Source organism: Desulfotomaculum sp. OF05-3 (assembly GCF_003435535.1).
GTDB lineage: Bacteria > Bacillota > Clostridia > Lachnospirales > Lachnospiraceae > Pilosibacter > Pilosibacter fragilis.
On the sequence record NZ_QWGO01000009.1, the window covers coordinates 93803 to 108525 of the forward strand.

Here is a 14723-nt window from a genome sequence, read left to right on the forward strand (position 1 = left end):
GCTGGGTTCAGTCACGCTCTCATTTCCAATACTTGTCCCACCATATTTCAGCATCATAATATAGGAAATCCATTCTGTCAATCCCTGTACGAATTCCAGTACATCTGCGGCCACTACTATATTGTACGGAGTTTTCAGTTCAGAAAATTCCTGCCCATAAAAAGTAATCACATCTGCTCTCTCGTCCGGACCGGCGGCATGCTCTCCGGAATTTCCGCAATTATTTTTCCACGTCTCCTGTCTTACGCTTCGAAAGATCTGTACTTTTTGTTCTCATTTTTGTATTTTCAGTAATTTTAATATTTTTAACCAAATTTTTATTTTTTTATTGACAAACCATTTCCACCTCATTATAATAAACACAAATGAATACGCAATGTTGCTGCTTCATTCTGCAAATGGCAGTTACCGCTGTCTGGCAAGCAATCTGAAATCCGGCAAAAGCGAGAACCAACGACAAAAGCGAGATCAAACCGCTCTTGTCTTCCTGGTCTGCTTTTGGCGGATTTTTTTTGAGAGGAGGATGAGTATCTATGACTCTGAAAGAAGCTGTCGAACTTCAAAAAGAACCACTTCTTCAATCCCTGGCGGAAAGCATCCGGATCCGCAGTGTGCAGGAACCGCCTGCAGATGGCGCCCCATACGGCCCCAATGTCCGCAAATGCCTTGACCACGCCCTGGCTGTGTCAAAGGGACTCGGTTTCCGCACCACTGATCTTGATCACCAGATGGGATGGTGTGAATTCGGTGAAGGCGATGAGATGATCGCCGTCCTCGGGCATCTCGATGTTGTCCCGGAAGGGGAAGGATGGACCTTCGATCCGTTCGGCGGTGAGATCCGGGACGGAAAGATCTTCGGCCGTGGTTCCATGGATGACAAAGGTCCGACAATGGCCGCCCTTTACGCGATGGCCGCCCTGCGTGACAGCGGTCTCCCCTTAAAACGCCGGATCCGGATCCTCTTCGGAACAAACGAGGAGACCGGAAGCAATGACATGAAATACTACAAGAGCCACGGCGGCGAACTCCCTGTCATGGGATTCACCCCGGATGGAGAATATCCGGTCATCAACGGGGAAAAGGGGATCATCAATGTCAACTATGAAGCAGACTACACCCAGACCGGCGATGTCCGTCTCACAAAGATTTCCGGCGGATCCGCGCCGAATGTAGTCCCGGCCTCCGCCAGAGCAGAGATCACCTGCCCGGACGATATGAAGCCGCAGCTCATGGTCCTCGCCGCCGGATGTGACCGGATCACCTGCACTGAAACTGCAGACGGATTCGAGATCCTCGCAAACGGCGTCAGTGCCCACGGAGCTTCCCCGGAACTCGGGATCAATGCGATCGGCCTCCTGATGGATGCGCTCGGAACACTTCCGCTCGATGAACCGTTACTCGGTTTTGTTCACTTTCTCTCCGATCATGTCGGGCTGGAAAGCGACGGGACCTCCCTCGGGATCGCTCTTTCCGATGAACCGAGCGGAAAACTCACATTCAACCTCGGAACGATCCAGGGCGATGAGACAAGTTTCCTGATCCGCATCAACTATCGCTACCCGGTAACCTTCACCTACGATGACTGTGCTCCGATCTGCGACGCGGCATTCCTGAACGCAGGATTCCTGAAGGTAAATGAAACCCACAAAGCATGTCTCTATCTTCCGGAAGACTGCGAGCTGGTCCAGACTCTTCTGCATGTATACGCAGACGAGACCGGACTTCCTGCGATACCGAAATCCATCGGCGGCGGCACCTACGCGAAAGCGATCCCGAACGTTGTCGCCTTCGGACCGATCTTCCCAGGCGATGAAGTCCGCGAGCACAAGCCGGACGAGTTCATGGAGATCGACCGATTGATGGAAAATGTACATATTTTTGCAGAAGCTCTTTACCGGCTGGCCAGATAGGAGGTGGTTCCATGGAAAAGAAGAAAACATCGATCGTTTTTACCGGAGATATCGGATTTGACCGCTACATGGATCACCGCTGGGAGGATGAACATCTGCTGTCTGCCCCCGTCCTCGATTTTTTCCACAGCGCTGATCACACTGTCGCAAATGTGGAGGGCGCACTGATCGACGCGAAGGATGACGGATCCCGCGGAGTCTTCTTTCACAGCATGAATCCCGCGGCGACGCGCGTCCTGAAAGATATCCATGCGGACATCTGGAGTATCGGGAACAACCACACGATGGATGCCGGGCGGGAAGGTGTTATGAGCACAAAAAAGATCGCCGAAGAAATGGGTTGTCTCACGATGGGGGCCGGAATGAATGACACCGAAGCGTCCGAACCTGTGTATCTCGACGAGGCAGGCGGGATCGGCATGTTCTGTGTCGCCTACCAGGCGGAATGCATCCCGGCAACCGCCACCGAACCCGGTATTTTCCGCTGGGATGACCTCGATCTCATCGCAAAACGAATCGCCGAGATCAAGTCCCGCTGCCGCTGGTGCGTGATCGTCTCCCACGGCGGGGAAGAATTCACAAGTCTTCCAAGTCCCTACACCAGAGACCGCTACCTCAAGTTTCTGGAACTCGGAGCCGATGTGGTCGTCGCCCATCATCCCCATGTCCCGGAAAACTACGAGCTCTTTGACAACGGAAAAGCAATTTTCTATTCACTCGGAAACTTCATTTTTGATACCGACTATCAGCGCGTCCACCTGTATACGGATGTCGGAGTCCTGTTAAAACTGATCTTCACCGAAGAAGCGATCGATTTTGAGGCGATCGGGATCCGGATCATCCGCGGAGACGAGCGGATCGATATCGCCCCACTTCCTGCCATCTTCACAGACATCCCGGCCGCGGAGTATGAACTTCTGGCACCTCTCTCCGCAAAGGCCTTTGTCGCGGAGGACCGCAGGAAAATGATCTATCTGGAGCCGGAGCGCTTTACAGATGCCTCCGAAGATGTCTGGAACGGATATTTCTTCAGCACTGAGCCTGACGGTTACTTCGAGGGCGCCCACATGGATTTCCACATCATCGTCCCGTTTTCGGAGAAAGCGGAGGAAGGTGCATGGAAAAAGAGCACGTTGGAACCGGTAAAGGAATACATTCTTCGCCAGCTCTGATACAACGACAACACAAATAGAAAAAGGAGCGTGATCCTATGTTAACGATTACAAACGGTTTTACTTACATAGCTTTCCTGATGCTGCTCGCAGGCGGTCTTCTCGCACTTGAAAAATACATGAAGTGGAAGATCTTCAACATCGTTCCGCCGCTCGTATGGATCTACATCTTCAACATGTTCTTCTGCACCATCGGTCTCTACAATTCCGATGAGTGTTCCGCAGCCTACAGTGCCTTAAAGAACAACATCCTGTATGCCATGATCTTCGTCATGCTGCTCCGCTGTGATTTCCGCAAGCTCGGAAAACTCGGACCGCGTATGATCTGTATCTTCATGGGCTGTGCCATCACCCTCGGCATCGGATTCTTCGCTCTTTTCCCGCTGTTTGCAAATGCACTCGGCGGTGCTGACAAGACATGGGGCGCAACAGCTGCCCTCTACGCATCCTGGGTCGGCGGCTCTGCAAACATGGCTGCCATGGAGGATGCTCTTCCGGTCGATTCCGGTGCTTACTCCTGCGCTCTGGCTCTCGATACTGCCTGCTACTCCCTCTGGATCGCACTTCTGCTCTTTGCTGTAAAATATGCCCAGAAGTGGAACAAGGCCTGCAAGGCTGATACTTCCAAACTCGACGCTGTCGCTGCAGCTGCAAACGAGGAAGTTGCAAAAGAGACAAACGTAAAACCGAATGCTGCAGACTGGATCTTCCTGATTGGTCTCACCCTCGTTGTATCTGCAGTCTCCCAGTACATCGGCGTTCAGATGAATGGATTTTTCAAGGGTGTCGGACTTTCCTTCTTTGATAAAGGTACCTGCACGACCGTATTTGTAACGATCCTCGGACTGATCTGCGCAATGACTCCGCTCGGAAAACTTCCGGCAGTTACAGAGCTCTCCAGCGTTTATCTCTATGCGGTTGTCTCCCTCATCGCATCCACAGCAACCCTGATCGACCTCTTATCTGCTCCGATGTGGGTTGTCTATGGTCTCGGAATCCTTCTTGTCCATGTTGTGCTGATGTTCATCCTCTCCAAGATTTTCCACTGGGATCTCTGCATGGATTCCACTGCTTCCGTTGCCTGCATCGGCGGATCTGCTTCCGCTCCGATCATCGCAACCGCTTATGACGGTTCCTTCGCAGGTATCGGTGTTTTAATGGGAGTTCTCGGTGCCGCCATCGGAAACTTCATGGGACTCGGAATGGGCGCTCTATTGAAGCTGTTTGTCTGATCGTGAGTACATTTCATGAGTCTGCTATTTTATGGCTGCTCACGATGACAGAGAACTGTGTTTCCCTACATTGTCCCTTCATCTGTGAGTGATCCAATTCTGGCGTCCCCATTCTTTCCCTGTTAGAATGGGGACGCCATTTTATCTCCGGCAGTAAATTGTACCGGTCAGAACAACTCACGGGATCACACACTGAGTTTCACATATCTTCGCCTTGAATTAACACAGGAGGAATCTTTTATGATCGAAAACAATCTTCTTTCTTATCTGAATATCGGACTCCCGGAAGATATTCTCCGCATGAAGCTTCACGGAGACTTTGACGGTGCAGTACGACTCATCGACCGGAAGCTCTCCGATCCGGCGCTTCCGGATCCGCTCCGTTACTGCCTGATGGCAGAACGGGAAATGATCCTTCGCATGCCTTCCGATTATCCTTTTACCCGCGAAGATGCACTCAAAAAGATCCGGACCCGGATCCCGGACTTTACGGAAGACGAATTTGACCACTACCTCTCCATCGGGCAGATCCGCTGGATCTATGTAAACGGCGAAATGCGGATCTTTGACCGCTTTTTTGAGAGCATGTGCAAATCCATGCCTGACTTCCGGAAACGGACCGCTGTCACTCTTGACGGTTCTGAGAGTGCCGGAAAAGGAAGCCGCGGAGATCTCCGCTTAAACCGTGCAATGGAGATCATGAAAGAAAAAGGCTCTCTTTCAAACAGGATCCGGATCCGCGCATCTGTCAAAGTGAAAGATTCCGCATTCACTCCCGAAATGTTCGTTCGCGTCCATCTCCCGATCCCCGCCGCCTGCGACCAGCAGAGCGATATCCGGATCGAATCCGTTTTTCCTGAAAACGCAAAGATCGCACCGGAAGACGCACCGCAGCGCACTATATGCTGGGAAGAGACTCTGAAAGAAAATCATGAATTTTCCGTCCAGTATTCGTATGTGCATACAGCGGTGTGGCATGATACAGAAAGTGCGTTAAAGAAATCTGATGCATGCAAAACATTTGGTACGGAAGTGAACCCTGGAACGGTATCTCAGGAGCAAACTCTGTCTGCCGGTTTGAATCACAAGGCCGCAGAGACTGTCCAGCTGTATGCTCATTCCAGTAATGAATCCAGTTCTTCGTCTCTGCGTGAATTTGAGGTGGGCGTATCTGATGATCTCGCTGAACTTGCCCCGCACATCGTCTTCACTCCGTACATCCGTGCACTCGCCGCAGAACTCTCGAAAGGCTGTGAGACTCCACTCGAAAAAGCCAGAAACTTTTACGACTTCATCACCCTGAACTTCAAATACACCTACATGCCGGCCTACTTCTCCCTGGAGGATATTCCGGGGAACTGCGCCAGAACCTTCACGGGGGACTGCGGAGTCTTCGCACTTCTTTTTATCACCCTGTGCCGCTGCGCCGGAATCCCCGCCCAGTGGCAGAGCGGACTCGCCGCAGAGCCGGACTTCATCGGCGGTCATGACTGGGTTCGCTTCTACGCCGCCCCGTTCGGCTGGATCTACGCGGATCCCTCTTACGGGATTGGAGCTGTCCGCGCCGAGAACGAGGAACGCCGCCGCTTCTATTTCGGAAACCTTGACCCATACCGCATGGTCGCCAACCGCGCCTTTCAGGCACCTTTTACCGTCGAAAAGAAATACTGGCGCACCGATCCCTACGATAACCAGTTAGGCGAGATCGAAACCGCAGAGCGCGGACTGATGTATGAGGAATTTGAGCGCAGGAAAGAAGCCCTGATGTGTGAAGAGATCGAAGAGAACTGATTAAAATGTCGCCATATTCATGAAAATATGCAACCGCTATTCCAAGTAGGTATTTTCGGCACCGAAAATACCATAATATAATGTCCTGGATGCGGATTTTGCCGATTTAGGATGCGAAGCATCGGCAAAATCCCGTTACTGTTTACGCAAAGCGTAAGCAGTAACGCCGGGGTTGTCGGTGACAACTGAAGGGAAATAGTACTTGAATTCACTTTTCGAATATGATAGACTATAGATACAAAAAGGGAAAGTCAGATACACACGGCCTACCCTTTATAACTAGCTTGTTACAATGTAACAGCCGTCACTATTGGGGTAGTGGCGGCTATTTTCTTTTCCCGAAAATTGTGTAACACAATCCTACGAGAGCTACAATGAAGATACCTATCTGGATCAAGTCCGAATATGTAACATACATTGGCATCGCCCTCCTTTCTTTCGTCCGGAGGGGGAAGCCCCTCCTTTTATGGAGGGCAGGCCGCCTTTTATGTATTCTGCTTTCCCATAAATTCATTATATATTGCAAACATTTGTTCGTCAATATTTTTTCTTAGCTACTATGTGCACCAGCGCCTCGATCGGCCTCCTCAACGACGTCACGATCATGATCCCCGCCGCAAGCGCGACCGCAAGCCCGATGGCTTTCTGGGCCTTCAGGATGAACTCCGGAGCATCATGGCGGAGCGCAGCGTCCATCGCATAGTACAGGGATCCTCCCGGAATCAGTGGGATGACCGTCGGCATCAAAATCGTCGTCGCCGGTGTCTTCAGAACTCTCGCCCAGATCTCCGAGTAGATCGTGATCAAAATCGCAACCACGAAAAATCCCAGATATTCATTATCCACAAAATGCAGAAACGCCAGATAAACTGCCCAGAAGACAGCGCCGCCGATAGACGGGATCCAGAGCCTCTTCCCCCGTCATCGGGTCCGTCGCCTGTGCGCCTGTTTTCTGGTCTGTCTGCACCTTTTTTCACCTTTTCCATTCAAATGTTTTTCTGGAAATCATGTTTCCATTCCCTGACTTTTATTATACGGGGCGGGGATTTCTTTTACAAGTAGCAAGCGCCTGCTCGACCAGGGCATTAAGCGCCTTCGTCTGCTCCGGGGATGTGACCGCGCCTACGATCGGCTGTCCCACGATGTTCCCGTTCTGATCAACGACATAGGTCGTTGGGAATGCGTACAATCCGGCGGTAAAACGGCCGGCATCGCTGTCGGAGTCAAACCAGAGATTCTGATAGGATGCTCCCTTTTTTGACAGGATCTCCTTCGCCTCGGCAATCGCACCCTCATCGCCGTCCAGCGTGAATGCATTGATTCCTACGACCGCACCGCCCTTTTGCGCCAGCTCCTGATTCAGCGCATCCAGATCCGCAAGCTCTCCGACACAGGGCTTGCAGGTCGTAAACCAGAAATTCACGACGGTTACGGTATTGCCGGAAAAGAGTTCACTGCTGTTTACCTCCTTGCCATCGAGATCCTTTCCCTGAAAGTCCGGGAACTTTTCCTGACCGCTCTCAGCATTTCCTGCCGCAGCACTCTCACCTTCCCCCGGCATCTTGACGCAATCCGGATATTTCTCCTCCAGAGCCATCAGTTTTTCCTCGATCTCCCGGATCTGTCCGGCTCCGTCATTCAGAATTTTCAACTCATCTGCTGTAAATTGATCCTTTGCAGCTTCGATCGCCTTCAGAAGAAAATCGCCGTAATTATTATTGTCTCCGCTTACCACCTGGTCCTTATCGATCGTCAGGAACAGCTTTTCCCAGAGCTTAGCATTGGCTGACTGGATGTCCTCCTCCTTCTGCATCAGCTTTTGATACAGGTCTGCTGCTTCTTTGTCATCTCCCGGCTCCGCGGACAGTGACGTTCCGCTCTCTGACGTCTGCCCGGAGGCAGTTTCCTTGTTATTCTTTGCTCCCCCGCACGCTGTGAGGCCAAATGCCAACACAACGATGAGCAGGATCGCTGTTATATTTGATCGTTTCATTTCTTTTCTCCATTTCTATTTGAGTCGGACGCAAAGCCGTAGCAAAAGCTGACGGCATCCGTGGGACAGGCATTGATACACTTCCCGCACCGGATACATTCCGTGTGATTGGGTGAGCTTGTGACATCGACATCCATCTGACAGACTCTTCTGCATGCTCCGCAGGATATGCATCTGTGTTCATCCACTTTGATCCCAAGCAGGGATACCTTGTTCATCAGCGCATAAAACGCACCGAGGGGACAGATCCATTTGCAGAACGGACGATAAAACAGCACACTTAGAACGAAAACTCCGATCAGGATCATAAGCTTTCCGGTAAACAGCTGTCCCAATGCCGACCGGATCCCCGGATTAACGGCTGACAAAGGAATTGCCCCCTCTAAAACTCCCTGCGGGCAGAGATACTTGCAAAAGAATGGGTCACCCATTCCCACATCATTTACAACAAGCGCCGGCAGTGCGATCACGGTAAAAAACAGCACGGCATATTTAAGATAAGTCAGAGGCTTAAGCCTTTCCGTGGACAGCTTTTTTCCCGGAATTTTGTGAAGAAGATCCTGCAGCCAGCCAAAGGGGCACAAAAATCCGCATATAAAGCGCCCTAAAAGGACACCAACCAGGATCAGAAATCCTGTTATATAATAGGAAAAGCTGAATTTCGATGAGCCGACCACCGCCTGAAAGGAACCGATCGGACATGCCCCGGCTGCCGCCGGACAGGAATAGCAGTTCAGCCCCGGCACGCAGACTGCCTTTTCCTTTCCCTGATAGATCCCGCCTTTGAAAAAATTCGGCAGGTGAGGGTTCGTAAGAAGCGCCGCCGCTGCCTGGATCCAGCCGCGAAACCGGCTCAGTATCTTTGATATGATATGTTTTCTGTTATCCAATTCCTACACACTCCAAACACAGCCTGATCGCCTTACTTAACACGGTATCCGCCTCTCCTCGCATCACGCCGACGCACAGCATGACTATACCGGCAATCAGCAGAGCGCCCTGAAATAATGCCTTTTTTGTTCGCAACAACCTAGTCTCTCCTTCTTGTTTGATATCCTATTACAGGTAAATTCACTCATATTGTTTCCTTAAACTATCCATTCCTCTTATCCCTCGATTTCTCAATGCAATTATATCGGAGAACCCGGTAGTTTGTAAAGCGATACGAAACTTTTCATATGCAAAATTTCCTGTAAAGAAACTTTCCCGATTTGCAGACCTCATTTTCTGATCGTCATCCGTTGTCGGTGAGCTGGAGCGTCCTTCTTTTCGTCAGATCCTTTGTTGACCTTTCTTCTCCGGTTCGCTACAATAGTAATCAGAAATATCCTTCAGGAGGAATGTAAACATGAACTCTCATATGAATTTTATCAAAGAGCAGTTATACACCTTAACTTCTATCCCGAGTCCGTCCAGCTTTACAGCAAAAGTGACTGATTACCTGTTGTCCGAATTATCTTCTCTGGGGTATTCCCCGGAGCGCAGCAATAAGGGGAACGTATTCGTTACCCTGGGTGGTTCCGGCTCTCCTCTGGTACTGGCAGCCCATGTTGATACACTGGGAGCTATGGTTCGCTCCATCAAGGAAAACGGACGTCTGCGGCCCACAACCATCGGAGGTCATCAGTGGTCCACGACGGACGGCGAGAACTGCACCATTCACACCCGTGACGGCAGAGTTTACACCGGTGTAGTGCTGAACAAGGAGCCTTCTTCCCACGTGGCTGATCAGAAGACCGAGCTGATCGAAGAAAATATGGAGATCCTGCTGGATGAAAATGTCGCTTCCGATCAGGATACTCTGGCACTTGGGATCCAGACCGGTGACATCATCGCCATGGACCCGCGCACGGTTGTGACAGAAAGCGGATACATCAAAAGCCGTTTTCTTGATGACAAGCTTTCCGCCGCTATCCTGCTGGGTCTCGCCAGAGCCGTACGTGAAGATGCCTGGAAGCTGAACCGCAAGGTTTCTTTATTATTTACAGTATATGAAGAAGTAGGGCACGGCGGAAGTGTCGTACCGGATGATACAGAGGAGATGATTTCTGTCGATATGGGCTGTGTCGGCAGCGACCTTGGCTGCACCGAACGGATGGTTTCGATCTGTGCCAAAGATTCCGGTGGTCCTTATAACTATGATCTGATCACGGCTCTTTCCAACCTTGCAAAGGAGAAGAAGCTGGATTATGCCATTGATGTTTATCCGCATTATAGCTCCGATGTGGAGACTACCCTGCGCGCCGGATATGATATCCGTCACGGTCTCATCGGTCCTGGAGTCTATGCTTCCCATAATTACGAACGCTCCCATATGGACGGAGTTCACAATACCTTTGAGCTGTTGAAGGCTTATATCACAAGATAGCTTCTTTGTAACTGTGAACAGATCTGTACACTTGCAATCGTAAACAATTACTCAAAGGTTCTATCGCTGATGATGTTAAACAAAAGATTTTCGATATTGCTAATACTTATGGCTACGAAATTATTGCTATAGAAACCGACAAAGACCATATACATTTCTTATTAAGTTACGATACAACAGATAGGGTTTGCGATATTGTCAAAATTGTAAAGCAAGAAACAACGTATTATTTATGGCACAAATATGGTTCGCTTCTGTCTAAACAGTATTGGAAGAAAAAGATATTTTGGTCAGACGGATATTTTGCTTGTAGCATCGGAGAAGTATCGTCAGCTACCATACAAAAATATATTGAGAGTCAGGGGTAATGACTAAAGATTTACAAGGCTCCTCCCACCACCTGAAGGTAGTGGGAGGAGCCTATGGCAAACGGCTGGCAGTGGTAGTTAGACCGGAAATGTGCTCAGATATAGCCGGAAGGTGTGATCAGCTCCAAGCAGAATCAATCCTTCTCGTATTTCTCAATCCTGCATTGCTCCCAGATAAGCAATAGTGATTATGCTGCTCAACGAATTTTCATCGTTATACTGGATCATTGATGCATACTGTGAATGAAACTTATCGATTTCAGCAGCAACCTGTTTTTCATCCATTGACAGTGTAGCTGTAAGAAGTTTTCTCGATTCTTGCTGAAATGCAATCAGTTCATCCCAATTACTGCTTCTCACAGCTGTGATTAGTTCCTGTCTGATCTCCTCATTCGGAACAAATGCTGATTCACTATCCTCATTGTATCCTAGATAACCAAGGTGAATCAAGTAGGTGATCACATCGTCACGATTTTGTATCTTAGCCGGATCATTTTTGAAAGTTGCTGTATCAACTTTAACTTCTGAACCTGAAAGCATCTCGATAATCGCATTCTTCAGCCCATCATAATTCATGCAGATGAGTGGTACAACTACCTCATACGAACCGGTCTCAGACCAATAGCTTCTAAATCGTCCTTTTGTCATTACACTTACAACAGCTTTGGGATTATACACTTGATATCCATCAAGCAGATACCCATCATACCATTTTTTGACTTTATCGAAATCCCTGTTGTATTTTTCACAGAGTCCTTTTACCTCATTTTCGGTAAAACCGATGTATGGAGCCAATTCATCTGCCTGCAGCATTGTAAACTCATCCAGGTTATTTACTGCGGACTGGGCCCTTTCTTTCTTAATCGGCAGAATTCCCGTAAGATATGCCAGCTGGATGTACTTCGTTGGTTCTACACCTTTAAACATTCCCCTTAAAAAATTAAGGTATTCATCCTGAATGTTTTCTATAATTGCTCCATCTCGGATAATAACATCCCATTCATCTATGATAACAACAAATTTCTGTCCAGTACGTTCCTTTACCCGTGAAAGCGCATCCGGAAGAGTCACTACCTCTTGTGGCAGCGCATCTGGATAAATGCCACGAAGTTCATCCAGAACACTTTTTGTTATAAAAGAGACCACTTTATCCGCATCATCACAGTTTGCTAAAAACCACTGAATATCAATATGGATCACATCGTATTTATTAAGGTGCTTCTTGAAATCGGCATCTTTGCTTATCCTCAATCCTGAAAACATCTGCTCGGAATCCGTACCCTTGCTGTAATATGCCGCCAGCATGTTTGCTGCATAAGACTTTCCGAACCGGCGCGGCCGGCTATTGCAGATATAGGCATTCGTTGTATCGAGAACGCTATTTGTATACTCGATCAAGCCAGTCTTATCCACATATATTCTGGAGTTAAGAGCAACCTGAAACGCACTGCTGTCTGGGTTTACAAATCTTCCCATGCTTCCGGCCACCTTTCTTTGTAAATGCTTTAAAATATAACAATAAATAACGGTTTTGTTTAATAATTATATACTATCATAACGAAAACTGCCATACCAAACGCAACAATCTACCTGGCATCGATTATTCCAAAGCCGGAGGTGAATCCTGATGTACAGTTCTTTTTACGGACTCACGTTCAATCCGTTTGACAAACAGCAGCTGAAGGAAAAAGATCATTTCATTTCCAGAGATTTCACCGAAATGACCAACTGGCTGAACTATCTGAAAGATATCCGCGGGATTGGCGTTTTTACTGCCCGCCCCGGAATGGGAAAATCGTATGCCCTTCGCTGCTTCGCCGCCAGTTTAAATCCAAGCCTGTTCCATATGGAATATCTGTGTCTCTCCACCATCAGCGTTGCTGACTTTTACAAGCAGCTTTGCTTCATTCTTGGAGTTCCGGAAAAAGGCGGCAAAACCGGGATGTTCAAGGCTATCCAGGAACAGATCACCTATCTTTACAAAGAAAAACGCCAGCCGCTTCTCCTCGCCATTGATGAAGCACAGTACCTGAATACCGGAATCCTGAATGACATCAAGATGCTCATGAACTACGGCTACGACTCGGTTAATTACTTTACCTTGATCCTGTGTGGGGAATCCCATCTCAATGATACGCTCCGCAAACCGGTTCATGAAGCACTGCGCCAGCCACGACAAACGCATGAATGATTATCCCCTGTCAATTCTTTTTTTACTATTTTTTAAGCTTCTAAAAGTTCTTCTAGATACTGAATTTGGCGTAAGCTAAGTACAAACCTTTTCTTTCTCATCGACAACTTATGTCTTGTTATTTGTGCCGGTTTCAAACATCATGCGTAAAAGTAACATTGTGAGCTTAGATGCTCTATATGCTAGAGGCGACATGGATACGCCTGTAAGAATAAGGATTGCCTGAAGTCAGGTGGAAACTTAAATATCAAACTTCTTAAACTGGAGTCAAAAGACTCCTCAGAAGCCCCCACTTCAAATTTCATCAGAAATTAAGTGGAGGGAATCTAATTCTAACAACTGCATTGTTCTAAATTCTTGAGGTGTAAGTTTCTTAGCAACATCCATCACATTCTCTCCTCTGCAATTTCTTTGGGAGATGTTTTTTGCTCCCCCCCACACCCGTTTTTTTATTCAATTTTCAACTTTTTTTCTTCCTTCATTGTTAAGAACATGTCTGATGTAATTATATTTACTTTTTATTTTCCAGAGCAATACCCGTCTACGATTATTCCAGATTCTCTTCTGATATAATAATCGTAAAGTTGGTTTTTTATACCATTTTTTACATAGTTGTGGATAATCCATTACCAATAAATCTTCCATGAATTCTTTATATCGGGAATGTACTATTTTCCGAATCAATCCTATACTCTGATATCTTCGCATTGCTTCAAAATCAACCTCATGTCCTGTCATATACTTTTTTGCATTTTCAAAAACCTGAATCCCTTTTTCTGAATTACAAATGATCCAGGAACATCCTTCTCCATTATCATACAATTCTGGATATTCCCGATCAACTCCCCATAAATCAGCTATTGTAATATCTGCTACTCTTTCATTTGAAGTAAAACGACAAGCATTACATGATGGTCGCGACATTAATCTTTGTAAAAAAATCGAATAAAATCTGCTAAACCACCTGGTTGTAATGAAAGTTTTTCCATTTTCCAATTCCACATAGATTAATTGATCATCCCACCTGTTTTTTCCAGTATATCTGTAATTGAACGTTTTTATGGCCGTACCATATTTACTAATACACCATTCATTGTATTTCTTTACAAACAGTGCACTGGGGATCCCGCCACAGATTACTTCAACTGTTAGCAGCTTTCCCTGATCAACATTTTTAAGATACCGATACAGTCCTGCTATTTGACACGGTGTTCCTGAAAAAAGAACTTTTTTTCCGTTTTGTATATCTACTTTTGCTTTTGCATAAGAATTTCCAATAAAACTTTGTGCATACTTTGATGAATAAAAAATATCAATATGATCTATATCAGAAATCTCTTTATGCATAACATTTATCCCTTCAGATGCAGCTCCATAAATAACATAGTCAGTATCGCAAAATGCTTTACATATAGCAGTAAAAGCTCCACCAGAAGTAGAATTACGTCTTATTTTTTCATCCTTTATATATCCCCCGAATGATAATCTATTCATCGGATTTTTTATAATTTCATGCTCCATCGGACATACATTATGACATAACCCACACTGCACACATTTCTTCTGGTCGATCTGCGGATAAATAAAACCATATCTATTCTCTGTCATACAAATTGCATGGTGACTACAAATTTGAACACAAGCTCCACATCCAACACAATCTGCTTCTTTTTCAGAAACCAAATATCCATTCATAAT

11 protein-coding genes and 1 pseudogene are annotated in these 14723 nt (G+C 47.3%); 6 read left to right on the forward strand and 6 right to left on the reverse strand.

Annotated elements, in window-relative coordinates:
- Positions 1-533: 533 nt before the first annotated feature.
- The 4 genes from pepV to DXA87_RS06995 all read left to right on the forward strand — a co-directional run bounded on the left by pepV (position 534) and on the right by DXA87_RS06995 (position 6105).
- Entirely contained in the window at positions 534-1910 is a 1377-nt protein-coding gene (gene pepV / locus DXA87_RS06980; protein WP_117503658.1) for a dipeptidase PepV, read from the forward strand.
- 11 nt (positions 1911-1921) lie between these two features.
- Positions 1922-3082 (forward strand): CapA family protein, encoded by a 1161-nt coding sequence (locus tag DXA87_RS06985; protein WP_117503659.1) that lies wholly within the window; start codon positions 1922-1924, stop codon positions 3080-3082.
- Between the two features lie 38 nt (positions 3083-3120).
- Positions 3121-4314, forward strand: a complete 1194-nt coding sequence (locus tag DXA87_RS06990; protein ID WP_117503660.1) for a DUF819 family protein — start codon at positions 3121-3123, stop codon at positions 4312-4314.
- Between the two features lie 240 nt (positions 4315-4554).
- The gene (locus DXA87_RS06995) at positions 4555-6105 is read left to right on the forward strand and encodes a transglutaminase-like domain-containing protein (protein WP_242992127.1); all 1551 of its coding nucleotides are present in this window, start codon (positions 4555-4557) and stop codon (positions 6103-6105) included.
- 537 nt (positions 6106-6642) lie between these two features.
- Here the strand turns inward: DXA87_RS06995 and DXA87_RS07000 are convergent.
- The 4 genes and pseudogenes from DXA87_RS07000 to DXA87_RS07015 all read right to left on the reverse strand — a co-directional run.
- A pseudogene (locus DXA87_RS07000) lies at positions 6643-7011 on the reverse strand (threonine/serine exporter family protein); the annotation flags it as partial.
- A 124-nt stretch (positions 7012-7135) separates the two neighbouring features.
- Positions 7136-8098: a TlpA disulfide reductase family protein gene (locus tag DXA87_RS07005; RefSeq protein WP_117503662.1), complete on the reverse strand. Its 963-nt coding sequence runs from the start codon at positions 8096-8098 to the stop codon at positions 7136-7138.
- Positions 8095-8988 (reverse strand): 4Fe-4S binding protein, encoded by an 894-nt coding sequence (locus tag DXA87_RS07010; protein WP_117503663.1) that lies wholly within the window; start codon positions 8986-8988, stop codon positions 8095-8097. Before DXA87_RS07010 ends, DXA87_RS07005 begins: the two co-directional genes overlap by 4 nt.
- A complete protein-coding gene (locus DXA87_RS07015) occupies positions 8981-9127 on the reverse strand; it encodes a CD1871A family CXXC motif-containing protein (protein ID WP_117503664.1) in 147 nt (48 codons plus the stop codon). Before DXA87_RS07015 ends, DXA87_RS07010 begins: the two co-directional genes overlap by 8 nt.
- Positions 9128-9446: 319 nt before the next feature.
- Here DXA87_RS07015 and DXA87_RS07020 point away from each other — a divergent pair, with 319 nt between their 5' ends.
- Entirely contained in the window at positions 9447-10466 is a 1020-nt protein-coding gene (locus tag DXA87_RS07020; RefSeq protein WP_117503665.1) for a M42 family metallopeptidase, read from the forward strand.
- 521 nt (positions 10467-10987) lie between these two features.
- Here the strand turns inward: DXA87_RS07020 and DXA87_RS07030 are convergent.
- Positions 10988-12310: an AAA family ATPase gene (locus DXA87_RS07030; RefSeq protein WP_117503666.1), complete on the reverse strand. Its 1323-nt coding sequence runs from the start codon at positions 12308-12310 to the stop codon at positions 10988-10990.
- Positions 12311-12461: 151 nt separating this feature from the next.
- Between DXA87_RS07030 and DXA87_RS07035 the strand changes: the two genes are divergently transcribed.
- Positions 12462-13025, forward strand: a complete 564-nt coding sequence (locus tag DXA87_RS07035; protein ID WP_117503667.1) for an ATP-binding protein — start codon at positions 12462-12464, stop codon at positions 13023-13025.
- A gap of 453 nt (positions 13026-13478) precedes the next feature.
- Here DXA87_RS07035 and DXA87_RS07045 read toward each other — a convergent pair whose 3' ends face one another.
- On the reverse strand, positions 13479-14720 hold the full coding sequence (locus tag DXA87_RS07045) for a Coenzyme F420 hydrogenase/dehydrogenase, beta subunit C-terminal domain (protein WP_117503668.1): 1242 nt from the start codon (positions 14718-14720) through the stop codon (positions 13479-13481).
- Positions 14721-14723: the final 3 nt, after the last annotated feature.